Raw genomic sequence first — 24,511 nt, 5'->3', positions numbered from 1 at the left:
CGCTACAGGCGCTGCACGCCCACGACGACGACGATGATGCCGACGAAAACGAGGATCGCGCCCGTCAGGACATCTCCGTGGCCCAGCAGCCACTCGCGTGCCGCCACGAGCCTCGGCTGCACCTCCTTGCGCGCGACGATGGAGGCGATGACGGGGATCACGACCGTCGAGGAGCCGATCGCCGTGTAGAGGACCAGGGCGACGGCCGTCTCGGTCGGGGTCTGGGCATCGGCCTGCAGCGCGAGGCCGGTCGCGATGGCGAGCAGCAGGCCCTTCGGCCGGACGTTCAGCAGGAGGCCGAACCCGAGCGAGGACCATGGGCCGAGCTTCTCGATGGACGCCAACCACTTGGGGGTGGCGTGCTCGGATCGTCTGCGGGAGCGGAGCATCGTCCACGCGCCCGCGACGACGATCGCCGCCCCGACTGCGATCTCGAGCCAGCCGATCGTCCTCTCCGAGCGTCCCGGGACTCGATGGTCGGGCAGGAACTGCGCGAGGACGGTCATGAGCAGGGCGACGAGGAAGAGTCCCGACACCCATCCGACCAGGAACGGGATCGCCGAGCGCGAGCCGAAGGGCGAGAGCAGGATGACGATCACCGCGAGGATCGGCACGGTGCTGAACGCGACGGCGATGGCGATCGGCACGATGTGCAGGATGAGCGTGTCCATCGCCCCCTGCTCGATCGAGTTCGCCGCTCGACGGGTTCGTGCGGCTGCCTGTCACCCTATTGGACGAGAGGGCGACACTAGCCTGAAACACATGCCGACCCGAGCCCGCCGCACGTAGATGGTCGAGCTCACCCCGCTCCTGTGGAGCCTGCTCGCGCTCGGCGCGCTCATCGTGGGGCTGTCGAAGACAGCGCTTCCCGGCGGCAGCACCCTCGCCGTAGCGCTCTTCGCCGCCGTCCTGCCCGCGCGCACGTCGACCGCGGCCCTTCTCGTGCTGCTGATCGTGGGCGACGCGCTCGCCCTGCTGATGTATCGGCGGCACGCGGACTGGAAGACGCTCCTGCGTCTCGCTCCGGCGGTCGCCGGGGGCCTTCTCGTCGGCGTGGCGTTCCTCGCGCTCGCCGACGACGACGGCGTCCGGCGGACGATCGGGGCCATCCTGCTGCTCGTCGTCGCCTTCACCTTCTGGCTCCGCCGTCGCACCGCGGCAGCGCCGCCGCTCGGCGCCGGCGGGCGTGCGGCGGCGATCGGCTACGGCACCCTCGGCGGCTTCACGACGATGGTCGCCAACGCCGGCGGCCCCGTGATGTCGATGTACTTCCTCGCGTCCCGCTTCGAGGTGAAGGCATTCCTCGGGACGGCGGCGTGGTTCTTCGCGATCGTCAACATCGCCAAGCTCCCCTTCGCGATCGGCCTGGGGCTGCTGACGACGCAGACGCTGCTGATCGACCTCGTGCTCGTGCCGGCCGTCATCGTCGGGGGACTCGCGGGGCGCCTGCTCGCCGACCGCATGAACCAGGCGGTCTTCGAGCGCGTCGTCTATCTGCTGACCATCGTGGCCGCGGTCTACCTGCTCTTGTGAGCTCAACCCATCCGCACGGTGTCGCGCGGATTGCGGCCGTAGGCCTCGCGGTAGTACTTCGCGAACTTCGACGGACCCGCGAAGCCCCAGCGCCGGGCGATGTCGGTGATGGATGCCGCGGCACCGCCCTTCAGCTCGACATGCGCGCCGTCCAGCCGCACCCCGCGGAGATACTCGGTCGGCGTCACGCCGAGCGCGCGCTTGAACGCGTACTGGAGGCCACGGGTCGAGATGCTGACGGCGGCGGCGATGTCGTCGACGGTGATGGGCTCGCGGGCGTGCTCGTCGATGTAGGCGATCGCCCGGCGCACCGTGCGCGGCGCGGCCGTGCGCTGAGCGGTGCGATCGAGCGCGTCGAGGAAGGTCGTCGGGAAGACGGCGAGCGTGGTCCGCAGTGCGTGGCGACGCAGCTCGGCCTCCATCAGCGGATCGATCCCTCCGCTCATCGCCATCGCGAGGAGCGACGACGAGACGTGCTGGAACGTGCGCTCCCACTGCTCGGCGACCGCCGGAGTGCGGGGCGAGGCATCCGTCGTCCTCAGCACGAGACGATCGTCGCCGCTTGCTCGACGTGCGAACCGCTGCGCGAACTCGCGGTCGAAGACGAAGGCACGCACCTGTGCGCGGCCGTTCCATCGGGCGGTCGTGGGCCCGTCCATGCTCAGCCAGGGGAGCCGGGCGTTGAGGTCGCGCCTCGGCGTGCGAACCCACCCGTCTCGCACCGCGACACGGCAGGCCATGATCTCCTCGCTGGGCTCGATCGCCGACTGCACCGAGGCCGCGAGCTCGTAACGGACGACGGAGAAGTCGTCGAGGGTGATCGAGGTCCAGTCGAACTCGAAGGTGCGCGGGTCGACCTGATGAAGTTTCGCGGACGGCACGAAACGCCGCCACGTCTCCTCGACCGCCGCTCCGTCGCGCGATTCCAGCGTCAGCACCTGACTCACCGATACCTCCTTGACCAAGGCGAAACATCACGCCCTGGCGAGGTCGGCGTTGCTGTGTGCATCCATTGTCATATACCTCTCCCCGAAGGGATGCTGAGAGCCTGCGCTTCAAGGGTCGTTCTCAGCTAGCGGAGGTACGCGTCGACCAGGAGCGGGCCTCGGATGTCGCGCAGGGCGTCGAGCAGCCGCTCGAGTCCTCTCCTCCCCATCGCGGACACCTGCAGGTCGTGCGGTCCCAGCTTCTCGAGCTTTCCCGTGCGGATGCGCACGACCTCCCATCCCGCCGTGCGGAGCAGACTGTCCTTGCGACGGTCGGAATCCTCCCGCGCTCCGACGTGCTCGAGCCCGAACCTGCCGGTGCTGTCGTACTCGATCGCGATGCGCAGCTCGGGAAGCAGGATGTCGGGCCACACCTCGACGTGGCCGAAGAACGGCCGGCTCACGCGGACGGCGTTGAATCCGGGCGTGACGCCGAGGCGCGCGAAAAGGTCGGTCCGCAGCTTCGCTTCGACCGCCGACGCGGGCTTCGGCGCGCACTCGCTTCTGAAGGGCTCGCCGACCGGGACGGCGGGCGTCTTCTCGCACAGCGGCCGGGTCGGCTTCGCGCGTTTCGCGCGCGCGGGCTGCCCCGCCGGACGCACGCGCGGCGGCTGGGCGAGACCCGCGCATTCCGGGCACCACGCCGACCGCCGGCGCTGGGCGCCGGGGCGCGCGCGCTGCTCGCTCGGCGTCGCGGCGAACAGGTGGCCGGCCTCGCACTGCCACAGCAGCAGCACGTCGGCGGCGGGTGGAATCTGGGTGAGCGTGATCCCGGCGTTGAGATCAGGGTGGTACTGACGGATCAGCATCGGGTACGGCGCCCACGCCTCGCGGTAGGTGCCGACGGGATACGGCACGTCGGTGCCGCGGGAGAACTGCCGCCGCGCCCACCATGCCTCGACCCGCTCCGCCATGCCCGGGACAGTACCGGGGGCCACCCACATCGCGTTGCGTGCTGCACACTCGACAGTGCACCCCGATCAAGGAGGTCTCGTGACGACAGGCATGAACGACGGCGGATTCCGCTCCGCGAGCGACCTCCTGCGTCTGGAGGACGAGTTCACGGGCGCCGAGCTCGCGGTGCGCGACGCCGTCCGGGAGTTCGTCGGCCGCAGCATCCGTCCCCGGATCGCCGAGTGGTTCGACACCGCGACGTTCCCCGTGGAGATCGTGCCGGAGCTCGCCGGGCTCGGCCTCCTCGGCATGCACCTCGAGGGCTACGGATGCGGCGGCCGCTCCGCGGTCGAGTACGGGCTCGCCATGCAGGAGCTCGAGGCGGGCGATTCCGGCATCCGCACCTTCGTCTCGGTGCAGGGATCGCTTGCCATGACGGCGATTCACCGGCACGGGTCGGAGGAGCAGCGGCGGGAGTGGCTGCCGCGGATGGCGGCGGGCGAGGCGATCGGATGCTTCGCCCTCACCGAGCCGGCCGCGGGCTCGGACCCCGCCGGCATGGAGACGACCGCGCGACTCGAGGGCGGCGAGTGGGTGCTCGACGGCACGAAGCGGTGGATCGGCCTCGCCTCGATCGCCGAGGTCGCGGTCGTGTGGGCGCGCGCCGAGGACGGGGTGCGCGGCTTCGTCGTGCCCACGGGCGCGCGCGGCTTCACGGCGACCCCCATCCAGCGGAAGCTCTCGATGCGGGCGTCGATCCAGTGCGACATCGAGCTCGCCGACGTGCGGCTTCCCGAGAGCGCCGTGCTGCCCGATGCCCTCGGGCTGAAGGCGCCGTTCTCGTGCCTCAACGAGGCACGGTACGGGATCGCATGGGGCGCCGTCGGCGCGGCGCGCGACTGCTTCGACGAGACGCTCGCCTACGCCCTCGGACGGCGGCAGTTCGGCCGCCCGCTCGCCGGCTTCCAGCTGACGCAGCAGAAGCTCGTGGACTGGGCGCTCGAGATCCAGAAGGCGCAGCTCCTCGCGCTTCGGCTCGGCCGCCTGAAGGATGCCGGGCGGCTTCGACCGCACATGATCTCGGCCGCCAAGCTCAACAACACCCGCATCGCGGTGGAGATCGCCCGCGAGGCGAGGGCGGTGCTCGGCGGCAACGGCATCACGCTCGACCATTCTCCGATGCGGCACGCGAGCAACCTCGAGTCGGTGCGGACCTACGAGGGCACCGACGAGGTGCACACCCTCGTGCTCGGTCAGCACATCACCGGGATCCCCGCCTTCCGGGGCTGAGCGCACACGGCTGCAACCGAACGGTTGCTCTTTCGGGCAGGATATGCAACTCTAGGGTTGCTAGTAACTGCAACGTCTGGGTTGCGTCCACCCGCGAAAGGAACCATCATCATGAGCATGACCGCCAATCCGGCCGCCGTCGTCGACGAGAGCCGGTTCACCGTCCGCCGCTCCATCCGCATCGCCGCTCCGGTCGACAAGGTGTGGTCGGCCGTCACCGCGCCCGAGCACATCTCCCGCTGGTTCGGGCACGCCCGCTTCGACGGAACCGGCGTCGGCGCGCAGGGCACCCTCACGTTCCCCGACTACGGCGCCGTGCCGGTCCGGATCGAGGCCGTCGACGAGCCGCGGTCCGTGACCTACCGCTGGGGCAACGACGACGCGCTCGGCGCCCCGCCCGCAGAGCTCGACGAGGCCGCGGCGACCGTCTTCACCTTCACCCTAGAAGCGGTCGAGGGCGGCACGCAGCTCACCGTCGTCGAGTCGGGCTTCGAGAACACGTCCGATCCCGCCGGCAACCTCGAGGCGCACCGCCAGGGGTGGGACGGCGAGCTCGACAAGCTCGTCGCACTCCTCGAGGACGGCGCGTGACGACGCAGACGCTCGTTCCGATGTTCGCCGCACTCGGAGACGAGACCCGGTGGAGCATCCTCGAGGCGCTCGGCGAGGGGGATGCCTCGGCATCCGCCCTCGCCGGGCGCCTTCCCGTCACCCGCCAGGCCATCGCGAAGCACCTGGCCGTCCTCGAAGAGGTCGGGCTGGTCGAGCCGTTCCGGGTCGGTCGTGAGGTGCGATACCGGGTTCTCGGGGCGCAGCTGAGCGCGACGGCGCAACGCCTGGACGCCATCGGCGCCGAGTGGGACCGCCGCCTCGCGGCGATCAAGCAGATCGCCGAATCCCTCTAGCCCGCGTCGCCCGGCTACCTCAGCCTTCCGAAGGTGGCGTCGATCTCGGCCATCTCCATCTCCGCCGTCGCCTCGATCAGCGCCCGCAGCTCCGCGTCGGCGCCCGGGGAGAACTCCTCCGGCCGCTCGGGCGCGATGGTCAGCGGACCGCCCTCGGGCGCCTGCTCGGAGGCGTCGAGCGTCGTGCCGTCTCCCGACGGAGACACGCCCTGGACGATCCTCCCCGCCTCGGACTGCCCGCCGAGGTCGAAGGAGTACTGCTTGTTCTGGAGTCCGAGGTCGAGCAGCCGCTTGACCTCCGGGAAGCTCTCGGCGTTCGTCTTGGGGATCGGCAGCGCCATGCGCCACTGCACGCCGAGCGTCTCGAGCGCCTTCGCATAGGCGTTCTCGTGCGCCTGGTCGCGCACGATGAGGTACGAGATCGTCGACCGCGCCGTCTTGTTCGACGTCATCTCGTAGATCCGGCACTTCTGCAGGCGTCCCGTCGACTCGAGCATCAGGTTGTACAACAGGTCGAGGACGAGGTTTCCGGAGTTGTACACATAACTCCCGCTCCAGGGGTTGCCGGCGGCATCCACCGGCAGGGCGCCCTGCGCACCGACCAGGTAATGGTGGATGTTGCTCGTGTCGAGGGCGATGCTCAGGGGAGTCGCACCGCCCTTCCCGGGCAGATCGACCGGGTCGGTGGGGCTGCCCTTGTACCGCGGCGAGCCGTCGAGGAGGCGCGAGATGGTCGTGCCGATGAGCTCGACGTGACCGATCTCCTCCGTGCCGATGCCCTGGAGCAGGTCCTTGTAGGGCTTGCCGCTGGGCCCTCGGAAGTTGATGCTCTGGAAGAGGTACTGCATCATCGTGCGCATCTCACCGAACTGACCGCCGAGGCCCTCTTGCAGCGCATTGGCGGCAGCGGGATCGGGTTCGTCCTCTTCGATCGGGTTGATGAGCTGCTGCAGGTGGAAGTACATGGAGTCTCCTCGATCGGAAGTCGCGGGCGGAACAGCCCGGTACCCCGACCGTGCAGGAGCCTTGCCGATCATGGATCCCCCTGGCATGTGCGGGGGCGCGAAGCGTAGGATGCCGCGTCCCGGCCGGGGCGCGGCATCCATCCTCACCGAGGCATGACCGAGGAGATCTGCGCAACCGAGGATCGAGAAGTGCGGTTACCTCCTCGGAAGTGCAGATCTCCTCAGTTCCGCGCGCGACCTCAGGCGCCTACTTGATCGAGCCTCTCGTGACACCCGAGATGACCCACCGCTGACTGAAGATGTAGACGATGAGCAGTGGCGCCATCGCCATCAGGTAAGAGGCGAACGCGACGGTGTAGTCGGTGTTGAACTGCCCTTGGAACACGTACTGCGCGAGCGGCAGGGTGCGCGCGGCCGGCTCGGTCAGCACGACGAGCGGCATGATGAAGTCGTTCCACGCCCACACGCATGTCAGGATGCCGACCGTGGCGTTCATCGGCATCAGCAGCGGGAAGATGACCGACCGGAAGACGCGCCACGTGCTCGCACCGTCGATCCGCGCGGCCTCTTCGAGCTCGATGGGGATGGACCGGATGTAGGCGGTGTAGATGAAGATGTTCAGCGACAGTCCGTAGACGGTGTAGAGGATGATCAGCCCGACCTGGTTGTCGAGCCCCAGGATCGCGGTCTGCTTGACCAGCGGCAGCATGATGATCGGGAAGGGGATGAACAGAGCCGCCAGCAGATAGAAGAACACGCCCTTGAAGAAAGGCCGATGGATGTTGCGCGCCAGAGCGTAGGCGACGATCGAACTCGTCAGGAGCGTGAAGATCACCGAGCCCACCGTGATGAAGGCGGTGTTCGCGAGCGCCTGAGGGAAGCTCGTGCGCTCCCACGCCTCGGCGAAATTGCCCCAGTTGACCGGGTCAGGCCATTCGAAGCCGGTTCCCTCGCTGAGCTGGTCGGGCGTCTTGAGGGCGACGACGACGGCCAGATAGAGCGGGACCAGAACCGTCAGCGAGCAGACGGCGATGAGCGCGGTCGCCCACCAGTTGGTCCTGCGCGTGTCGTCGTCGTCGGTCCGACGGCGGCGGAAGAGTCCGCGTCGAGGCTCGAGCGCCTCGGCGGGCTGCTCGAACTGCATTGCGGTGTTGGTCATGCTGGTCATCAGAAGTCGGCCTCTCTGCGCTGAAGGACCCGGAATTGGAAGAGCGAGACGATCGTGATGACGATGAAGAACACCACGGCGTTCGCCGTCTGGTAGGCGAACTCGCCGCCCGAGAACCCCCCGCGGAAGATGAGCAGGGTGACGGACTCGGTGGACGTGCCCGGCCCGCCGTTGGTGAGGGCGACGATCGGATCGAACACCTGTAGGAACCCCTTGAGGCTGAGCACCACGTTGATCGTGAAGAACGCGCTGATCAGCGGGAACGTGATGGACCGGAACTGCCGTCCCGACGACGCCCCGTCGAGGGATGCCGCTTCGTAGAGCTCCGCGGGGATCGTCTGCAGTCCGGAGAGGTAGATGATGATCGAGAACGCGCACGCCTGCCAGACCGCGAGGGCCACGATCGCCGTCCACGCCCACGTCTCGTTCGTCAGGATGTTGTCGGCGAAGAGCGGGATCCCGGACAGGATCTTCGGAAGCGAGTTCGAGAAGAAGAACTGGAACACGTAGCCGATGACGAGGATCGCGAGCACGTAGGGCACGAAGTAGACGCCGCGGAAGAAGTTGCGCGCCCGGATCTTGGCGTTCAGCCCCATCGCGATCGCAAGCGAGATCGCATTCGTGAGCACCGTCGCGACGATCGCGAAGAGGAACGAGAACCCGTAGGCCTGCAGGACCCGGTCGTCCTTGAAGAGGTTCACATAGTTCGACAGCCCGACGAAGTTCCAGGCCCCGTAGCCGGGGTAGTTGGTGAAGCTGAAGAAGATGCCGACCACGACGGGCAGGGTGTGGAAGAAGGCGAAGGCGATCACGGCCGGCCACACCATCCAGTAGTACGCGGACGGCGCTCGCCCCGTCTCGGTCCTGGTCCTGGTGGCGCGTCGCTGCGCCTTGCTCTCGACGGCGGTGCTGCGGACCGCCTGGGTGAGGGTCATTGGTCGTCTCCCGTCGTGACCGGAATGGTGCGCGCGGCGACTTTTCGCCACTCGCTGTCGAGTGTCCTCAGCGCCTTCTCGACGTCACCGTCGAAGAGGAACTGCTGATCCGTGGGGATGAGGGGAATCGCGGGCGGAATCTGGTGGTCGATGAAGCCCGTGATCTGCCCGTTGTCGAAGAACGGCTTGACCGACTGAAGTGCGGGATCGTCGCTGAGCTGGGCGCCCTCGACCGAGGGGACCATGTTCTGCGACGCCGCGAAGGTCTCGATCACGTCCGTTCGGAACGCGTAGTCGATGAAGCGCATCGCCGCCTCCTCGTGGGGGCTCTCCTTTCCCATCGTGAACACGACGTCCACGCCGGAGACGAGCAGCCGGTCCGCTGCGTCGTCGGTGGGGTAGGGGAAGATCCCCATCTCGATGTCGGGATTGACCTGCTTGATCGGGTTCGTCGCCCAGATGCCCTGCAGGAGCATCGCGGCCTCGCCGTTGGCGAACGCGGCGTTGCCGTCGTCATACGTTCTGCCGCGGTATCCGTCCTGCATGTACGAGTAGAGCTGGTACTGGCGGTCCATCACCTCGGCGAAGTCCTTCTCGAACGACACCTCGGAATCGGGCCCGACGTTCTCGCCCTCGTCACGCATCTTGTCGAAGAAGCCGTCCTGAGCGGGGTACGCGCCCAGGGCGTTCCACGAGGGGATTCCGGTCCACGAATCGGCGAGCGTGCCGTAGAAGGGCTGAATGCCGGCCGCCTGGAGCTGGTCGCACACCGCGAGGAACTCATCCCACGTCTCCGGCGGCTCCAGGCCCTGCTCCGCGAAGATCGCCTTGTTGTAGATCACGCCGTTGGCGTTGTTGACGTATCCCAGGCCGTTCACCTCGTCGCCGAATGTGCCGAGGTCGGCGAGGATGTCCTGGACGGCCGGGTTGATCGTCCGCAGGACGGGCTCCTCCGAGAAGTCCTTGAACACGCCCGCCTGGGCGAGTCGACCGAAGTTGCCGTTGGCGTTGAGCGTGATGATGTCGGGCACCCGGTCCTTCACCAGGAGCGTCCGGATCAGCGTGTCAGCGTCGGCCACCTGGTTCTGCACGATCTTGATGTCGGGGTTCTCGGCTTCGAATCCCGCGATCATGTCGTCGAAATCCTCGAGCGCCTCCCCCTTGAACTGGAAGAAGTTGAGTGTCGTCACCCCGTCAGAGGGGTTCGCGGCGCAGCCGCCGGTGACCGCGACGATGCCCGCGATGGCGACGATCGTCGCCAAGCGGCCGATTCGGCATGGGTTCGGTGTCATGTGTGCGCCTCCTTGCGCTGGGTGGTGTCGGGGTGTCAGGAGAGGGCGGTCAGCTCGACGAGTGTCGAGCGCTGCGGGAACTGCACCGGCGGGCGCACGCCTACCGTCGCGAGCTCGCGACCGGTCATCACGATCGAAGAGGTGGTCCACTCGAGCAGCGACTGGCCGGCATCGACGTGCGCACCGGCCGGCGACAGCACCGCGAGCCGGTAGCGGCGGGCGGGGGCGAGCCCCGGCATCCGCACCCGCCCTGCCGGATAGGCCGCGGACGTCTCGACCTGCGTGATCGTGAAGAACGCGGATGCCGCGTCCTCCGCGACGATTCCGCGCACGTCGATGCCCGGTTCCACTCCGTCGACGTCGATGGTGCGACCGGTCGCGACGAGCGGGCGCACGCGCTTGGCCACCGCGACCCAGGCCGCGACCCCGGCACGGGTCGCCTCGTCGGCCGAGGTGAGGTCCCATTCCACGCCGAAGTGTCCGAACAGCGCGACCGCAGCGCTCAGATCGAGACCCACCGTGCGTCCGGTCGAGTGGACGACAGGGCTTGTGAGGTGCATCCCGAGCATCTCGGGGGGCACGACGAGAGCGGTGTAGCGCTGGTTGGCGAGGCGTTCGAGCGGGTCGAGGTTGTCGCTCGTCCACACGCGGTCGGTGCGGTCGAGGATGCCGAGATCGACGCGCGCTCCGCCGGACGCGCAGCTCTCGATCTCGAGGCCGGGATGCGCCGCCTTCAGCTCGTCGATCAGGCGGTAGACGGCGTGCGTGTGCTCGTGCACCCGGGCGACCCCTTCGGGCCCGGATCCCGCGTCGACGAGGTCCCGGTTGTGGTCCCACTTGAGGTAGGCGATCTCGTGGTCGTCGAGGATCTCGTGCAGCCGTGCGGCGATGTAGGCGTAAGCCGCCGGGTGTGCGAGGTCGAGCACCTGCTGCTGCCGGGCCGGCGGCGGAAGGGCCATGCGTCCGCGCAGGATCCAGTCCGGATGCCGGCGCGCGAGGTCGCTGTCGGGGTTGACCATCTCCGGCTCGACCCACAACCCGAACTCCATTCCCAAGCCGCGGACGTGCGAGATGAGCGGCTGCAGCCCGTGGGGCCATACCGTGTCATCGACGTACCAGTCGCCGAGGCCCTTGGTGTCGTCGCGGCGGCCCGCGAACCATCCGTCGTCGAGGACGAAGCGCTCCACTCCCGCGGATGCCGCAGCGTCGGCGAGCGCCGTCAGCTTCGCAAGGGAGTGATCGAAGTAGACGGCCTCCCACGTGTTGAGCGTGATGGGCCGCGGCCGGTGGGGATGCTGCGGCCGACGCCGCCACTCGTCGTGGAACCGGTGCGACAGCTCGGTGAGCCCCTCGCCCCAGGACCCGATGACCCAGGGGGTGGCGTAGGCGCCGCCCGGATCGAGGATGACCTCGCCCGGGGCGAGCAGCTCGCCGCCGGCGAGGAACGCGTCCCCGGTTATAGTGCGCTCGGCGAGCAGGCGGTGGTTGCCGCTCCAGGCGACATGGATGCCGTGCACACGACCGGTCTCGAAGCCGAAGCCCGGTCGGCCCGCGGCGAAGAGGAGGCTCGCGTCGGCACCGGGGCGTCCGCGCCGGCTTTCGCGCACATGCGTGCCGAACGGGAAGGCGTAGCGCTGGGGCGAGCGCTCCCGCAGATGGTGTCCGGTGGTGTCGAGGAGCTCCGTGGCATCCCACGGGACGGGGAAGGCGAGATGCGCGGACTGAAGGGTATACGGGGTCTCGCCGGTGTTGCGGAGGGTGAGCCGCTGGTGGAACAGGCCGCCCGCGCCGATCCGCAGCTCGACCTGCGCCGCGAGCCGCGTTTCGGAGTCGACGAGGGCGAGGGTTGCGCGGTGGTCGTTGCTCTGCACGCCGGCCACGTCGAATCGTGCGCTGAACCCCGCGCCGGAACGGTGCCCCTCGAAGACGGGGGTGCCCAGCCAACCGCTGGCGGGCGTCGCGACGACGGAGAGCCGCGCTGTAGCGTCAAGGCCGCCCGACACCCGCTGAGGGCGGGCGGCGACAGCGACGCAGGCAAGGGACTCGGATGTCGAATCGATGAGCTCTTCACCCCAGTGCACGATCGCCGGTCCGCCGTAAGCGTCCAGGTCGACGACGACACTCGTGCCGCCGCGGTGGAGGTGGAGGACCGCCGGTCGCTCACCCACCGTCGACTCGTTCTCACCGTCGCGTCGCTCTTCCGTAGAGGTCATGAAATTAGTTCTAGCACGGAATTAAAAAACGGCGCAAGACTCGAATGCGGTCGTACTTCCTCGCTTTCTGGGGAAGAATCGTGCCAAGATGGAATTAATGGGCACATTGACCGACAGCGAGCGTGCGCTCGCGAGAGCCGTGCTGATCCACGGCCCGATCTCGCGGAGCGCTCTGACAAGCCGTCTGGGTCTGTCGCCCGCTAGCCTCACCCGTCTCGCCAAACCCTTCGTCGACCGCGGTCTGCTCGTCGAGGTCGACGACGGACCTGACCGATCGGTCGGCCGGCCCGCGCGTCCGCTCGACGTCGCCCCCGGCCTTGGCGTCTTCGCCGGTGTCAAGGTCACGGGTGAAGCGCTCCACGCGGTGGTCACCGACGTGCGCGCGGAGCTGCTCGGGTCGGCCGCCGCGCCGCTGGATTCGACGGCCCCCGCCGACGTCGCACGACAGATCGCCGGCCTCCTCCGGTCGATCCATGACGGGGCGCCCTCCGGCGTGGGAGTGTCTCTCGCCGGATCCGTGCAGGGCGGGCTCGTCGAGTTCTCGCCCTTCCTCGGCTGGATTCGCGAGCCGTTCGCCGACCTCGTGCGCGAGCAGGTCGGAGCGCCGGTGTCGCTCGAGAACGACCTCGTCGCTCTCACCGAAGCCGAGCGGTGGTTCGGCGTGGGGCGCGGCATCCCGGGCTTCACCGTCATCACGATCGGGGCCGGCGTGGGGTACGGCCTCGTGGTCGACGGCGAGGTCGTCCGCTCGCACGATGTCGGGGTCGGGCTCGCGGGTCACCTTCCGCTCAGTGCGAATGGGCCGATCTGCCAAGAGGGCCATCGGGGCTGCTCCCAAGCGATGCTCACATCGGGATCCATCGCGGCCCAGGTCTCGGCATCCCTGCAGCGACCGGTCGACTACGACGAGGCGCTCGCCCTCGCGGCCGCCGGCGATCCGGCGGCGCGTGCGGTGGTGGATGCCGCGGCCGACGCGCTCGGCCGATTCATCGCGCTCGCGGCGAACCTTTCTCTGCAGTCCACGACGGTGCTCGCGGGCGAGGGGATGGGCCTCTACGCTGTCGCGAGAGATCGGGTGGACGCGGCGGCCGCCGCCGACCGGGACCTGCGCGCAGATCCCCTGCGCATCCACGTCGACGACACCGGGTTCACCGCGTGGGCGCGCGGTGCTGCGGCGGTCGCGATACAGGCGGCCGTCGACCGGCTGCGGCTGGACTGACGGGCATCGACGATTCTGCGACCGAGAGGCACTGCATGACCGAGCACTCCAATCCGCTCCTGGACCCCGCGACCGCCCCGTGGTGGACCGGTGCCGTCGTGTACCAGATCTATCCGCGCTCCTTCCAGGACTCCGACGGAGACGGGATCGGCGACCTGCGCGGAGTGCTGCGGCGGGTCGACCACCTCGCCGAGCTCGGCGTCGACGTCGTGTGGTTCTCGCCCATCTACCGCAGCCCGCAGGACGACAACGGCTACGACATCAGCGACTACCAGGACGTCGATCCGCTCTTCGGGACCCTCGAGGACCTCGACGCGGTCGTCGCAGCGCTGCATGAGCGGGGCATCAAGGTGGTCATGGACCTCGTCGTCAATCACACGAGCGACGAGCATCCCTGGTTCGTCGAGTCGCGGTCGTCGCGCGACAGCCCCAAGCGCGACTGGTACTGGTGGCGCCCCGCCCGCCCGGGGACGGTGCCGGGGGAGCCGGGCGCTGAGCCCACCAACTGGGGCTCCTTCTTCTCGGGGCCGACGTGGTCGTGGGACGAGAAGACCGGCGAGTACTACCTGCACCTGTTCAGCCGGAAGCAGCCGGACCTCAACTGGGAGAACCCCGAGGTGCGCGAGGCGGTGTACGCCATGATGCGGTGGTGGCTCGATCGGGGCATCGACGGCTTCCGGATGGACGTCATCAACCTCATCTCGAAGCGCGTCGGCCCCGACGGCGCGCTCGCCGACGGCCCGCTCACGGTCGGTCCCTACGGCGACCTCGGCGAGGCGACCGTCAACGGTCCGCGCCTGCACGAGTTCCTGCAGGAGATGCACCACGCGGTGTTCGACGGGCGACGGGGCGGCCTCCTGCTCGTCGGCGAGACGCCGGGCGCGACCGTCGACGATGCCAAGCTCTTCACCGACCCGTCTCGCCAGGAGCTCGACATGATCTTCACGTTCGAGCACGTCAGCCTGGACCACGGACCGGGGGGCCGATTCGACGTCCAGGGGGTGGACCTCCTCGAGCTCAAGGAGACCATGGCGCGCTGGCAGACGGGCCTGCACGAGGCGGGGTGGAACGCGCTCTACTGGGAGAACCACGACCAGCCCCGCAGCGTCTCCCGGTTCGGCGACGACGGCCGCTACCGGCGGGAGTCGGCCACGATGCTCGCGACCGTCCTCCACCTGCACCGCGGCACGCCCTACATCTATCAGGGCGAGGAGATCGGCATGACGAACGCCCACTTCTCGTCGTTCGAGTCGTATCGCGACATCGAGTCCCTCCGCTACGTCGCGCAGGCGCGGGCGCTCGGGCACGCCGGCGACGAGGAGCTGCTGCGCGGCCTCGCCGAGGGAAGCCGCGACAACGCGCGAACTCCGGTCCAGTGGGATGCCTCGCCCCAGGCCGGCTTCACGACGGGCACGCCGTGGATCGACGTCAACCCGAACCACGTCGACGTCAACGCCGAGACCGAGCGTGCGGACGAGGCATCCGTCTTCCACCACTACCGGAGGCTCATCACGCTGCGGCACGAGGACCCGGTCGTGCGCTTCGGGGACTTCGCGCTCCTCCTGCCCGAAGACCCCGACGTGTACGCCTTCACCCGCACGCTCGGCGACGTGACGCTCGTCATCGCGGCCAACTTCCGCGGCGAGCCGCGAACGGCCGACCTCGGCACCGATCTCGGCGGCGATCTCGGCGGCGCGGCCTTCGTGCTCGGCAACTACCCCGACGGTGCTCCGCTGCGCACCGGGCCCGTGACCCTCCGGCCGTACGAGGCGATCGTCGTCCGGCTCGCGTGAGGGCGGCGGGGCCGGTCAGGATCCCGCGGCCGCCTGGATGCGCTCGACGAGCCTCGTCGTGGAGTGGAAGGGGATGAAGTCGAGGATCCTTACCTCGCCGCCGTAGGCCTCGACGATCGCCGTCTCCTGGAGCATCTCGGCCGTGTAGTCCCCGCCCTTGACGTACAGCTGCGGCCGGAGCTCCTCCAGGAGGGCGGCGGGGGAGTCGTCGGAGAAGACCACGACGTAGTCGACGCAGCCGAGCGCCTCGACCATGCGGGCGCGGTCGCCGACGGGGCTCACCGGGCGCCCGACGCCCTTGAGCCGTCGGACCGACGCGTCGTCGTTCAAGGCGACCACCAGGAGGTCGCCCTGCGCCTTCGCCTGTTCGAGGTGCGCCGCGTGACCCGGATGCAGGAGGTCGAAGCATCCGTTCGTGAAAACCACGACCCGACCCCGCTCGCGTGCCTCGGCGACGGCGGCGACGACCCGCTGCCGGTCGACGGTGCGCGTGGCCGACGGGGCACGGCGGTCGCCGACGAGGTCTTCGAGCGAGCACACGAACGTGCCCGTGTGGGCGACCGCGACGTTCGCGGCCGCCTGGCCGAAGTCGGATGCCTCGGCAAGGGGCCGGCCGACGCAGTAAGCCGCGGTGAATCCCGCCGCGAAGGTGTCGCCCGCGCCGATCGTGCGGTCATCGGACGCCGGTATGGCGTGGGTCCGGTGCGGCGGGGCGTCGGGCCGCAGCAGGAGCGTGCCGTCCCGGTCGAGGGTGACGACGGCGGACCGGGCTCCGGCGCGCTCGAGGACCTCCGGTGCAGATGCCGAGACGACGCCGACGCGATCGGCCGACAGATCGAGCCCCGCCAGCAGCGAGGCCTCCTCGGCGTTGGGGAACACGATGTCGGGGCGCAGGCGTGCCCACCGGCGGAGGTCGTGCGCGTCGACGAGGAGCACGGCCGGCTGCGCATCCGCGATCCGGCGCAGGGCCTCGTCGTCGAAGAGACCCGTGCCGTAGTCGCAGGCGAGCACGACCTCCCCGGCGGTCGTGGCGAGCGCACGATGCCATCGCTCGCGGGCGGTCGGGTCCAGCTCCTCGTGGGTGGCCGAATCGATCCGCACGATCATCTGATCGTTCCCGACGACGCGGGTCTTGCACGTCGTCGCACCCGGGCGCACGACCCAGTCCGACGTGTCGACGCCGCGCTCGTCCAGAAGGCCGCGCAGCAGCGTCCCGTCGTCGTCCTCCCCTGCGACCGTCAGCAGCCGCACGCGCGCGCCGAGCGCGGCGAGGTTCATCGCGGTGTTCGCCGCGCCGCCGGGGCGGTCGTCCCGGCCGCCGAGGTCGACGACGGGTACCGGGCTCTCGCGGCTGAGGCGGCGCACGCCGCCGCGCAGCCAGCGATCGAGCATGACGTCGCCGAGGACGGTGACGCGGGGCGGCTTCGCGCGGAGGGCTTCGACGATCCCGTTCCAGCCGTGCGAGGAGGCATTCCGCATGCCGTCTGTCATCTCCTCCTCCTACCCGCGGAGACTCCCCGCCAAACGCCGGTGCGCGGTTTGAAAGGACCATGCCCGGGGAACTGGGCATTCACGGTCCGCACCGCCGGCGCACGGCGGCTCCGGCGCCGCGCGAAAGGACCCGACACATGCCAGAGCGACCCGACGGCCTCCTTCCCCGGTTCGAGGACGTCCACCGCATCGCCGTGCTGCGCGGGGGCGGCCTCGGCGACCTCCTGTTCGCCCTGCCGGCGATCGAGGCGCTCGCCGCCGCCTATCCGGCTGCGCGGATCACGCTGCTCGGGACGCCGCTCGCCGAAGCGCTCCTGCGCGACCGCTCGGGCCCCGTTTCGCAGGTGCGGATCCTGCCCCACGCTTCCGGCATCCACAGTCCGGCGGGCCGGGAGGATCCGGCCGCCGTGGAGACGTTCCACGAGCGCATGCGGGCCGAGCGGTTCGACCTCGCCTGTCAGTTCCACGGGGGAGGGCGCAACTCCAACCCCTTCCTCCTGAGGCTCGGCGCCCGCCACACGATCGGGACGCAGACGACGGATGCTGCCCGCCTCGAGCGGTCGCTGCCCTACGTCTACTACCAGCACGAGGTCTTCCGCTGGCTCGAGGTCGCGGCCCTCGCCGGGGCACCCGACGTCGGGTACGAGCCCCGCATCGAGGTCACCGCGCACGAGCGCGCGCAGGCTTCCGCGCGCCTCCACCCCGGCGGTCTCGTGGTGCTGCACCCGGGCTCGACCGATCCGCGCCGACGCTGGCCCGTCGAGCGCTTCGCAGAGCTCGCCGCGCGCTGCGCGCGCGACGGGCATCGGGTGGTGGTCGTGGGCGACGGCGAGGACGCGCCGGTCGCCGACGCCGTCGCCGGGGCGGCGCGTCCTTCCGACGCGGGGGCCGCAGTCCAGTCGCTCGCGGGACGGCTGTCGCTCAGCGAGCTGGTCGCACTGCTGTCCGCCGCCGACGTGTTCGTCGGCAACGACAGCGGCCCGCGGCATCTGGCGCAGGCCGTCGGCACGGCGACGGTGGGCCTGTACTGGTTCGGCAACCTTATCAACGGCGGGCCGATGACCCGGGGCCGGCATCGCGTACAGCTCGGCTGGACGACGCGGTGCCCCGTCTGCGATGTGGACGTGACCCAGGTCGGCTGGACCGCCGAGCGCTGCCCGCATGATCCGTCCTTCCTCGCGGGGATCTCCGTCGACTCCGTCTACGCCGACGTCTGCGCGCTCAGGGCCACGAGGGCTCCTGTTCCGGGCAGATGACCAGTTCGCGCACCTCGACGCCGGCGGGGCGCGTGAGGGCGAAGAGGATCGCCTCGGCGGCGTCGCGCGCGTCGATGAGCTGTGCGTCCGCGGCCGGCTTGTACCGCTCCTCGCGCCCGTCGAAGAAGCGCGTGTCCATGCCGGCGGGGAAGACCGTCGTCACGCCGAGGCGGCCCTTGGTCTCCGCGGCGAGGGCCCGGGAGAATCCGACGACCCCGAACTTGGATGCGCAGTAGGCGGAGGCATCGGGGAAGACCCTCAGCCCGAGCGACGACGCGATCGTCACGACGCGGCCGTGCACCGCGAGGAGCGACGGGAGCGCGGCCCGCACGACGGCGACGGTGCCGAGGAGGTTGACGGCGACGATCGTCTCCCACTCGGCACCCGCGATCTCGTCGAACGCGGCGGGGCGGTCGATGCCCGCGGCCGTGACGACGGCGTCGAAGCCGCCGTACTGCTCCGCGAGCTCGGCGACGAGCCGCTCGGTCTCGCGGGTGTCGGAGACGTCCGCGCGGTGGGCGTCGGCACCGTCGCCGGGGTTGACGTCGAGGACGACCGGGCGTCCGCCCCGCTCCGCGACCGCCGCTGCGACGGCCGCGCCGAGACCCGATGCTCCGCCCGTGATCAGGACCGTTCCGACTTCGCGCTCCTGCGCCATGGTGCTCCTCTCTTCCGCGCCACGTCGGGCGCGGGTCGTTGCCGTGGCGGCGTGCGCCGCCCCGGGGCGTCGTCAGCCGACGCGGGCGAGCGCGCCGGCGAGATGCGTCGTCGAGCGCGCGGGGTGGTAGGGGACGGTCACGGTGCGACCGCCCCAGGTCTGCAGGAGCGCCGTCTCGGGCAGCGCCGCGGGCGTGTAGTCGCCGCCCTTGACCCAGAGGTCGGGACGCAGGCGTGCGAGCACCGCCTCGGGTGTGTCCTCGTCGAAGACCATGACGGCGTCCACGCACTCGAGGGCGAGCAGCAGCTCGTGGCGGTCCGACTCCGGGATGATGGGCCGCTCCGCCCCCTTGAGCCGCCGCACCGACGCATCGCTGTTGAGGCACACGACCAGGCAGTCTCCGAGCCTGCGGGCCGCGGCGAGGGTCCGCGCGTGCCCGGCATGGAGGAGGTCGAAGCATCCGCCTGTCGCGACGACCGTCCCGCCCTGGGCGCGGACGCGGCGGGCGAGCGTGAGCGCGTCGGCGTCGCCGCCGAGCGGCGCCGGGGCCGGGGCGTCCAGGGTGTCGACCCCGCCCTGTGCGACGAAGCGGCCGGCCGCCGCGACGGCCGCCTCCGCCGCCGAGGCCAACGCCGATCCGCGGGCGAGTTCGACCGCGAGGGTCGCGGCCAGCCGGTCGCCGGCCCCGCACGTGTCGCCCGATGCGACTTCTGCCGGGGCGATGACGTGCGCATCCGTCCCTCGCGGCTCGTGCAGGAGCGCGCCGCGCTCGCCGAGCGTCAGGAGGATCGCTGGTACCGCCCACGCTCCGGCAAGACGCCTCGCGGCCTCCGCCGCCTCGGCGACGTCTCCGCCGCCGCCGTCGACGGATGCCCCGGCCGCCGCCGCTTCCGACGCGTTGGGGGTCGCGACGGCGATGGACCCGACCGGCGGTGCGCCCTTCGGATGCGGATCCCACACGATCGGCACACGCCGCCCCGCCCGTTGCAGGGCTTCGCGCAGGCGCGGATCGGCGGTGACGCCGCGGCCGTAGTCCGCGACGACGACCGCCTCCGCCTCCTCCAGCGCACGCAGCTGCTCGTCGGTCGCCACGGGAGGAAGGGACACGGGATCGCACGCCTCGTCGACGCGAAGGAGCGGATGTCCGGCTCCTCGCACCCTGGTCTTCACGGGCGTCGGAAGCGCCGAGCGCGACGCGATCACCTCGACGGTGCCGACTCGGTCGCGCCCGGACAGCAGTTCGCGCAGTTCGGCGGCCCGCGGATCCTCGCCCAGCGCGGTCACGAGTACGACGTCGATGCCGTCGCGCGCGAGCAGCGTCGCGACGAGCCCCGCCCCGCCCGCCCGGGCGCGGATCTCCTGCACGGAGACGACGGGCACGGGCGCATCGGGGCTGAGGCGATCGGCCGAGCCCGAGACATCCCGGTCGAGCAGCACGTCTCCGACGACGGCGATCCTCATCGCTCGCCTCCCGCCCCGAGCCGCGATCGCACACGCTCGTCGAACACACGGCAGAGCAGATGCAGCGCCAGCAGATGCGTCTCCTGCACGGCGGCGGAGGTCCCCGGCAGGCACAGCGCTTCGTCGACCGCCGACGCGAGGGGGTTGGGACGATCGCCGCACAGTGCCCACGTCGTCGCGCCGACCGTGCGCGCCGCCTGGACGGCGGCGAGGAGGTTGGGGCTGCGTCCGCTCGTCGAGAGCAGCACGACGACGTCGCCGGCGCGGCCGTGCGCGCGCACCTGCCGGGCGAAGACCTCGTCGTACCCGTAGTCGTTGGCGATGGCGGTGACGCTCGAGGTGTCGGCATGCAGGGCGATCGCGGAGAACGGCGGCCGTTCCCCGTCGAACCGGCCGACGATCTCGGCGGTGAGGTGCTGGGCCTCGGCGGCCGAGCCGCCGTTGCCCATCGCGAGAAGTCGCCGGCCCCGCAGCAGCCGATCGGCGAGATCAGTGCCCCACGCGACGAGCCGCGGCACCTCGCGGGTGAGGCCCTCCACCGCGTCGAGGTGGCTCGCGAGGTGGTCGTTCAGGATCGCCGCGGAGCGCTCCGCTGTGGCGGTGCGGGCGGGAATGGTCGTCGTCATGCGCGTCCCGCGTTCCGCTGCGTCCGCACAGTCGCGGGCCGCTGGGCGGCCGCGCGACGGTACACGCGCTCCGTCTCGGCGGCGACCCGCGTCCAGGTGTAGCGCCGCGCCGTGCGGGCAACGCCCGCCGCGCCGAGCGAGGCGCGCAGGTCGGCATCGGCGAGGAGCGTCTCGACCGCGTCCGCGATCGCGGACGGGTCGCGCGGGGGGACGTGAAGACCGGTCACGCCGTCGACGACGGTGTCGATGAGACCGCCCACGGCGGCGGCGACGACGGGGACGCCTGTCGCCATGGCCTCCAGCGGCACGATGCCGAACGGCTCGTACCACGGAGCGCATACGATCACGTCCGCCGACCGCAGGTGCGACGGGAGCTCGGCGTGCGGAACCTGGCCGAGGAACGAGATGTGCTCCTCGACGCCGAGCCGGCGGGCGAGAGCGGCGAGACGCTGCACGTCCTGGTCCTCGTCGATCCGGTCGGCGGTGCGCGAGCCGCCCACCACGACCAGTTCGACGTCGGTGCGGCCGCGCCGCACGAGTTCGGCGAGCGCCGTGATCGTGGTCCCGACCCCCTTGCGCGGCACGAGCCGGCCGACGCTCATGATCCGGAGCCGGTCGGTCCGCGCCGCGGAGGGTCCGTCCGGGGTGAAGAGCGCGTTGTCGACACCGCACGGGACGACCGAGATGCGCGTGCTCGGGATGCCGAGCCGCGTGAGCTCGAACGCCTCGTCCGAGCAGGTCGCGATCACGGCGTCCGCCTGCCGGCCGACGCCCGGCTCCAGGGTCGCCCGCTCGGCGGGACTCGTGTCGTCGCTGCCCTGATGTCGCCGCTTGACGTTGCCGAGGGCGTGGAAGGTGTGCAGGACCGGCCACGGCACGTCGCCCCGGGATCCGCGCAGGGCTGCCAGGCCCGACATCCAGAAGTGGCTGTGGACGACGTCCGGGGGGTCGATGTCCCAGTGGGCCGCGAGACGGTCGCCGAAGTCGTCCATCCACGGGAGGAGGTCGTCCTTGGGTATCGGCTCCACCGGCCCCGCGGCGACGTGCACGACCTCGACCCCGGGAGCGAGCGCGACCCGCTCCGGCAGCGCGGCGTCGTCTCGCCGGGTGAACACGCGGACCGTGTGACCCCGGTCGGCGAGGGCCGACGACAGCGCGGCGACGTGCACGTTCTGCCCGCCGGCGTCGACGCCGCCGAGGGTCGCGAGGGGACTCGCGTGCTCCGACACCATGTCGATCCTCATCGGAGGCTCCTTTCGGCAAGTCCCGCTCGGGCGCGCGGGAGGGCGGACGCGGCCTCTCCGAGCACGGCATCCCACCGTGCGAGGAAGGTCGGGTGACTGAAGCGCCGCAGCGCGTGGAGGCGTGCGCGGTGTCCCGCCTCGCGCGCGTGCTCCTCGTCGACGAGGTACGCGATGGCGGCGTGCCTGAGGGTGTCGAGGTCGGTGGCCACCACACCGACGCCTGGGGGAACGGCCCGCAGCACTTCCGTCGCGGCGAGCGCGACGACCGGCATCCCCATGAGCATCGCCTCGATGAGTGACAGGCCGAGGGAGGTCCACCGATAGGGGTGCAGGTAGAGGCGGCGGCGGCCGAGCTCGCGGCGGAGTCCCTCGGGGGAGTGATTTCCGGCCCAGGCGACACCGCTGCCGTGGGGGAGCCTGTCGCTCAGGAGCTCGCCGCCCATGCCGAAGACGTCGACGGGGGCGAGGCGGCCGAACGCGGGGAGGAGGTCCGTGCCCGCGATCCGCCAGCGCCGCACCGGCTCGTTGATGACGACCCCGAGAGCGGGGAGGTCGCCGGTATAGGTCTCGCCCGGGTCGGGGAGCCCGTGCTCGATGACGATCGTTCGCGCCTCGCCGTTGTCCCAGTAGAGCTCGTTGAAGTGCGTGACGTGGACGATCGGGATCCGTCGCTGGTCGGCGAGCGGATGCCGGCTCGTGACGACTTCCGGCCGCGGCGCGTTGTGCTCGAGGTAGACGGCCGGCAGGTCGTACCCGGGCCGCCGTCCCGTGAGCTGCTCCGCGAGCTCGAGCTCCTCGGGGCGCTGCAGCACGACGACATCGACGTCGGTCTCGCGCAGGGCGTCGTGCGTGACCTCGGTCGCCTGCGGCCATGAGCGCCCCGCGAGACCGAGACCCCAGGCATCCCGAGCGTCGTTCACGGGAACCAGATACTCGTGGTCCCCGCGCACGAACGCATCGGTGTATCCGCCGTGCACGTGCCAGATGAGAACTCTCATACCGGCGCCTCCTCTCGTACGTCCGTCCTCGCGAGAGCCTGGACGGCTTCAGCCACCTGCCCGGGAGTCACCGACGACAGGCAGGGATGCCCCGGCACGGGGCACTCCCGCGCACGCGTGCCGCGGCACACGGCGTCCTGATCGCCGAGCAGGATGACCGGCACCCCATACGGCGCCCACTGCACGGCCGGCACGACCGGGGAGAACAGGCTCACCACCGGCGTCCCGACGGCCGCGGCCAGATGCGCGGGGCCGGTGTTGCCGCAGACGAGGACACGGGCCCGCTCGAGGAGGCCGGCCATCGCCGCGAGATCGGTCGAACCCCCGAGGTCGCGCGCGAAGGCGCCGTCCCCCGACACGAGCCTCGTGAGCTCCATCTCGCCCCGGCCGCCCGTCACGACGACGTCCAGCCCCTCGGCGTGCAGCAGCCGGACGGCGTCCGCGAAGTGCTCGGCGGGCCACCGCCGCGACGGGGCGTCCGCACCCGGGTGCACGACGACCGGGCTGCCGGCGCCGAGGTTCGCCGGGGGCTCGCCCGGCACGACCTGAAGCCGACCCGCGTCGCCCTCGGGCAGGTCGAACCCTGCGGCGCGGGCGATCGTCAGCGCACGCAGCGGCTCGGGCAGCTCTTCGGGGAAGTCCTCGCCCGGCCGCAACCGCACGTCGAGGAGAGTGCCGGCGTAGTCGACGGAGGCCCCGACCATGAAGGGGACGCCCGCCAGCCGGAGCTGGAGCGCGAGGGGCAGCGGGGACTGGTGGAACGACGTGAGGATCACCGCGGAGTCGAAGAGGCCCGGGGTGACGAGGGCCTGCAGGTCGGCGAGCCGCTCGGGGGTCGCCGCCGGCGGGTTCGCCGTGATCCACGGGCAGTCCCACTCCAGCACGCGGTCGACGCCGGGGAGAAGCCCGGCCGCCTCGGCCCCGCGGCTGCTGCACAGCATCCACACCTCGTCGGCGCCGGCCGCGACGGCGCGCACGGCGGGGCCGCACAGCAGCACGTCGCCGGTGCTGTCGAGGCGGGCGACCAGGACCCGCCGGGTCACGTCAGCCCTCCCGCGCTGAGCGGTGCCAGTCGCGCGGCCAGGACGATGTCGACGGCCTCGTCGAGGTCCGAAGCGACGACGGGCGCGCCCGCGACCTCATCGCGGCGGGTGATGGGGGTGGGAATGAGGATCGCCGCGCAGCCGGCGGCGGCGGCGGCCTCGACATCCGTCCCGATGTCGCCCACCACGACGGTGTGCCGCGGCTCCACCCCGAGCCGACGGCAGGCTCGCAGGACGAGCCCGGGGAGCGGCTTGCGGCAGTCGCAGGCGGCGCGCGGCTCGTGCGGGCAGTACTCCCACACCTCGAGAGGCCCGACAAGCTCGTCGACCCGCGCGTTGACCGCCCCCACGTCGTCATGGGTGAGGATGCCGCGGCCGATGCCGGACTGGTTCGAGACCACACCCACCCGCACGCCGGCGCGGCGCAGCCGGGCGACCGCCTCCCGCGCCCCGGGCATCGGCGTGACGGCCGCGGGGTCGCCGTTGTACGGGACGTCGACGACGAGCGTGCCGTCGCGGTCGAACAGCACCGCATCCACGC

23 protein-coding genes are annotated in these 24,511 nt (G+C 70.9%); 7 read left to right on the top strand and 16 right to left on the bottom strand.

The features are described from left to right. Window positions 1-2: 2 nt before the first annotated feature. A complete protein-coding gene (locus tag EV279_RS00965; RefSeq protein WP_133541081.1) occupies window positions 3-671 on the bottom strand; it encodes a GAP family protein in 669 nt (222 codons plus the stop codon). Window positions 672-789: 118 nt separating this feature from the next. On the opposite strand from EV279_RS00965, the gene EV279_RS00960 reads away from it, so the two are divergent. After that, window positions 790-1,533 (top strand): sulfite exporter TauE/SafE family protein, encoded by a 744-nt coding sequence (locus EV279_RS00960; RefSeq protein ID WP_133541080.1) that lies wholly within the window; start codon window positions 790-792, stop codon window positions 1,531-1,533. A gap of 2 nt (window positions 1,534-1,535) precedes the next feature. Here EV279_RS00960 and EV279_RS00955 read toward each other — a convergent pair whose 3' ends face one another. Together EV279_RS00955 and EV279_RS00950 are read right to left on the bottom strand one after the other, a co-directional pair. Then, window positions 1,536-2,480, bottom strand: coding sequence for an AraC family transcriptional regulator (locus tag EV279_RS00955; protein WP_243728387.1), 945 nt, complete (start codon window positions 2,478-2,480; stop codon window positions 1,536-1,538). Window positions 2,481-2,605: 125 nt separating this feature from the next. Continuing rightward, window positions 2,606-3,433, bottom strand: a complete 828-nt coding sequence (locus EV279_RS00950; protein WP_133541079.1) for a zinc-ribbon domain-containing protein — start codon at window positions 3,431-3,433, stop codon at window positions 2,606-2,608. 91 nt (window positions 3,434-3,524) lie between these two features. Here EV279_RS00950 and EV279_RS00945 point away from each other — a divergent pair, with 91 nt between their 5' ends. From EV279_RS00945 to EV279_RS00935, 3 genes are all read left to right on the top strand, one after another. Beyond that, window positions 3,525-4,703 (top strand): acyl-CoA dehydrogenase family protein, encoded by a 1,179-nt coding sequence (locus EV279_RS00945; protein ID WP_133544474.1) that lies wholly within the window; start codon window positions 3,525-3,527, stop codon window positions 4,701-4,703. Window positions 4,704-4,814: 111 nt separating this feature from the next. Continuing rightward, complete coding sequence (locus tag EV279_RS00940) at window positions 4,815-5,294, top strand: SRPBCC domain-containing protein (protein ID WP_133541078.1); 480 nt, start codon at window positions 4,815-4,817, stop codon at window positions 5,292-5,294. Continuing rightward, window positions 5,291-5,608, top strand: coding sequence for a metalloregulator ArsR/SmtB family transcription factor (locus tag EV279_RS00935; RefSeq protein ID WP_243728386.1), 318 nt, complete (start codon window positions 5,291-5,293; stop codon window positions 5,606-5,608). The genes EV279_RS00940 and EV279_RS00935 overlap by 4 nt, the downstream gene beginning before the upstream one ends. A gap of 14 nt (window positions 5,609-5,622) precedes the next feature. Here the strand turns inward: EV279_RS00935 and EV279_RS00930 are convergent, their stop codons facing one another. From EV279_RS00930 to EV279_RS00910, 5 genes are all read right to left on the bottom strand, one after another. After that, window positions 5,623-6,573, bottom strand: a complete 951-nt coding sequence (locus EV279_RS00930; protein ID WP_133541077.1) for a manganese catalase family protein — start codon at window positions 6,571-6,573, stop codon at window positions 5,623-5,625. Between the two features lie 247 nt (window positions 6,574-6,820). Continuing rightward, on the bottom strand, window positions 6,821-7,741 hold the full coding sequence (locus tag EV279_RS00925) for a carbohydrate ABC transporter permease (RefSeq protein WP_133541076.1): 921 nt from the start codon (window positions 7,739-7,741) through the stop codon (window positions 6,821-6,823). Next, window positions 7,741-8,676, bottom strand: coding sequence for a sugar ABC transporter permease (locus tag EV279_RS00920; RefSeq protein ID WP_133541075.1), 936 nt, complete (start codon window positions 8,674-8,676; stop codon window positions 7,741-7,743). Before EV279_RS00920 ends, EV279_RS00925 begins: the two co-directional genes overlap by 1 nt. After that, on the bottom strand, window positions 8,673-9,968 hold the full coding sequence (locus EV279_RS00915) for an ABC transporter substrate-binding protein (RefSeq protein WP_133541074.1): 1,296 nt from the start codon (window positions 9,966-9,968) through the stop codon (window positions 8,673-8,675). The genes EV279_RS00920 and EV279_RS00915 overlap by 4 nt, the downstream gene beginning before the upstream one ends. A 35-nt stretch (window positions 9,969-10,003) precedes the next feature. Beyond that, window positions 10,004-12,181 carry an alpha-galactosidase gene (locus EV279_RS00910; protein ID WP_133541073.1) on the bottom strand — a complete coding sequence of 726 codons (2,178 nt, stop codon included), beginning with the start codon at window positions 12,179-12,181 and terminating at the stop codon, window positions 10,004-10,006. Window positions 12,182-12,278: 97 nt separating this feature from the next. On the opposite strand from EV279_RS00910, the gene EV279_RS00905 reads away from it, so the two are divergent. Together EV279_RS00905 and EV279_RS00900 are read left to right on the top strand one after the other, a co-directional pair. Next, window positions 12,279-13,400 (top strand): ROK family transcriptional regulator, encoded by a 1,122-nt coding sequence (locus EV279_RS00905; protein ID WP_133541072.1) that lies wholly within the window; start codon window positions 12,279-12,281, stop codon window positions 13,398-13,400. 35 nt (window positions 13,401-13,435) lie between these two features. Beyond that, on the top strand, window positions 13,436-15,193 hold the full coding sequence (locus EV279_RS00900) for an alpha-glucosidase (protein WP_133541071.1): 1,758 nt from the start codon (window positions 13,436-13,438) through the stop codon (window positions 15,191-15,193). Between the two features lie 15 nt (window positions 15,194-15,208). Here the strand turns inward: EV279_RS00900 and rfaE2 are convergent, their stop codons facing one another. Continuing rightward, complete coding sequence (rfaE2, locus tag EV279_RS00895) at window positions 15,209-16,684, bottom strand: D-glycero-beta-D-manno-heptose 1-phosphate adenylyltransferase (protein ID WP_243728385.1); 1,476 nt, start codon at window positions 16,682-16,684, stop codon at window positions 15,209-15,211. Between the two features lie 137 nt (window positions 16,685-16,821). Here rfaE2 and EV279_RS00890 point away from each other — a divergent pair, with 137 nt between their 5' ends. Further along, window positions 16,822-17,940: a glycosyltransferase family 9 protein gene (locus tag EV279_RS00890; protein WP_133541070.1), complete on the top strand. Its 1,119-nt coding sequence runs from the start codon at window positions 16,822-16,824 to the stop codon at window positions 17,938-17,940. Here the strand turns inward: EV279_RS00890 and EV279_RS00885 are convergent. The 7 genes from EV279_RS00885 to EV279_RS00855 all read right to left on the bottom strand — a co-directional run bounded on the left by EV279_RS00885 (window position 17,906) and on the right by EV279_RS00855 (window position 24,509). Further along, window positions 17,906-18,598: an SDR family NAD(P)-dependent oxidoreductase gene (locus EV279_RS00885; protein WP_133541069.1), complete on the bottom strand. Its 693-nt coding sequence runs from the start codon at window positions 18,596-18,598 to the stop codon at window positions 17,906-17,908. The two genes, EV279_RS00890 and EV279_RS00885, sit on opposite strands and share 35 nt — an antisense overlap. A 72-nt stretch (window positions 18,599-18,670) precedes the next feature. Next, a complete protein-coding gene (locus EV279_RS00880; RefSeq protein WP_133541068.1) occupies window positions 18,671-20,059 on the bottom strand; it encodes a PfkB family carbohydrate kinase in 1,389 nt (462 codons plus the stop codon). Next, window positions 20,056-20,685: an SIS domain-containing protein gene (locus tag EV279_RS00875; RefSeq protein WP_133541067.1), complete on the bottom strand. Its 630-nt coding sequence runs from the start codon at window positions 20,683-20,685 to the stop codon at window positions 20,056-20,058. Before EV279_RS00875 ends, EV279_RS00880 begins: the two co-directional genes overlap by 4 nt. Further along, on the bottom strand, window positions 20,682-21,929 hold the full coding sequence (locus EV279_RS00870; RefSeq protein ID WP_133541066.1) for a glycosyltransferase: 1,248 nt from the start codon (window positions 21,927-21,929) through the stop codon (window positions 20,682-20,684). Before EV279_RS00870 ends, EV279_RS00875 begins: the two co-directional genes overlap by 4 nt. Continuing rightward, window positions 21,926-22,927 carry a glycosyltransferase gene (locus EV279_RS00865; RefSeq protein ID WP_133541065.1) on the bottom strand — a complete coding sequence of 334 codons (1,002 nt, stop codon included), beginning with the start codon at window positions 22,925-22,927 and terminating at the stop codon, window positions 21,926-21,928. The genes EV279_RS00870 and EV279_RS00865 overlap by 4 nt, the downstream gene beginning before the upstream one ends. Beyond that, window positions 22,924-23,970, bottom strand: coding sequence for a glycosyltransferase family 9 protein (locus EV279_RS00860; RefSeq protein ID WP_133541064.1), 1,047 nt, complete (start codon window positions 23,968-23,970; stop codon window positions 22,924-22,926). Before EV279_RS00860 ends, EV279_RS00865 begins: the two co-directional genes overlap by 4 nt. Continuing rightward, the gene (locus tag EV279_RS00855; protein WP_208109569.1) at window positions 23,967-24,509 is read right to left on the bottom strand and encodes an HAD family hydrolase; all 543 of its coding nucleotides are present in this window, start codon (window positions 24,507-24,509) and stop codon (window positions 23,967-23,969) included. The genes EV279_RS00860 and EV279_RS00855 overlap by 4 nt, the downstream gene beginning before the upstream one ends. Window positions 24,510-24,511 lie beyond the last annotated feature (2 nt).

It is taken from the genome of Microbacterium sp. BK668, assembly GCF_004362195.1.
Lineage (GTDB): Bacteria > Actinomycetota > Actinomycetes > Actinomycetales > Microbacteriaceae > Microbacterium.
This window is presented reverse-complemented; position numbering and strand designations above follow the sequence as displayed.

Bases quoted from the DNA above. Each gene is read 5' to 3' on its own strand.
- EV279_RS00965 (WP_133541081.1), bottom strand. From the start codon at position 671: ATGGACACGCTCATCCTGCACATCGTGCCGATCGCCATCGCCGTCGCG.
- EV279_RS00960 (WP_133541080.1), top strand. From the start codon at position 790: ATGGTCGAGCTCACCCCGCTCCTGTGGAGCCTGCTCGCGCTCGGCGCG.
- EV279_RS00950 (WP_133541079.1), bottom strand. From the start codon at position 3,433: ATGGCGGAGCGGGTCGAGGCATGGTGGGCGCGGCGGCAGTTCTCCCGC.
- EV279_RS00945 (WP_133544474.1), top strand. From the start codon at position 3,525: ATGAACGACGGCGGATTCCGCTCCGCGAGCGACCTCCTGCGTCTGGAG.
- EV279_RS00940 (WP_133541078.1), top strand. From the start codon at position 4,815: ATGAGCATGACCGCCAATCCGGCCGCCGTCGTCGACGAGAGCCGGTTC.
- EV279_RS00930 (WP_133541077.1), bottom strand. From the start codon at position 6,573: ATGTACTTCCACCTGCAGCAGCTCATCAACCCGATCGAAGAGGACGAA.
- EV279_RS00925 (WP_133541076.1), bottom strand. From the start codon at position 7,741: ATGACCAGCATGACCAACACCGCAATGCAGTTCGAGCAGCCCGCCGAG.
- EV279_RS00920 (WP_133541075.1), bottom strand. From the start codon at position 8,676: ATGACCCTCACCCAGGCGGTCCGCAGCACCGCCGTCGAGAGCAAGGCG.
- EV279_RS00915 (WP_133541074.1), bottom strand. From the start codon at position 9,968: ATGACACCGAACCCATGCCGAATCGGCCGCTTGGCGACGATCGTCGCC.
- EV279_RS00910 (WP_133541073.1), bottom strand. From the start codon at position 12,181: ATGACCTCTACGGAAGAGCGACGCGACGGTGAGAACGAGTCGACGGTG.
- EV279_RS00905 (WP_133541072.1), top strand. From the start codon at position 12,279: ATGGGCACATTGACCGACAGCGAGCGTGCGCTCGCGAGAGCCGTGCTG.
- EV279_RS00900 (WP_133541071.1), top strand. From the start codon at position 13,436: ATGACCGAGCACTCCAATCCGCTCCTGGACCCCGCGACCGCCCCGTGG.
- rfaE2 (WP_243728385.1), bottom strand. From the start codon at position 16,684: ATGACAGACGGCATGCGGAATGCCTCCTCGCACGGCTGGAACGGGATC.
- EV279_RS00890 (WP_133541070.1), top strand. From the start codon at position 16,822: ATGCCAGAGCGACCCGACGGCCTCCTTCCCCGGTTCGAGGACGTCCAC.
- EV279_RS00885 (WP_133541069.1), bottom strand. From the start codon at position 18,598: ATGGCGCAGGAGCGCGAAGTCGGAACGGTCCTGATCACGGGCGGAGCA.
- EV279_RS00880 (WP_133541068.1), bottom strand. From the start codon at position 20,059: ATGAGGATCGCCGTCGTCGGAGACGTGCTGCTCGACCGGGATGTCTCG.
- EV279_RS00875 (WP_133541067.1), bottom strand. From the start codon at position 20,685: ATGACGACGACCATTCCCGCCCGCACCGCCACAGCGGAGCGCTCCGCG.
- EV279_RS00870 (WP_133541066.1), bottom strand. From the start codon at position 21,929: ATGAGGATCGACATGGTGTCGGAGCACGCGAGTCCCCTCGCGACCCTC.
- EV279_RS00865 (WP_133541065.1), bottom strand. From the start codon at position 22,927: ATGAGAGTTCTCATCTGGCACGTGCACGGCGGATACACCGATGCGTTC.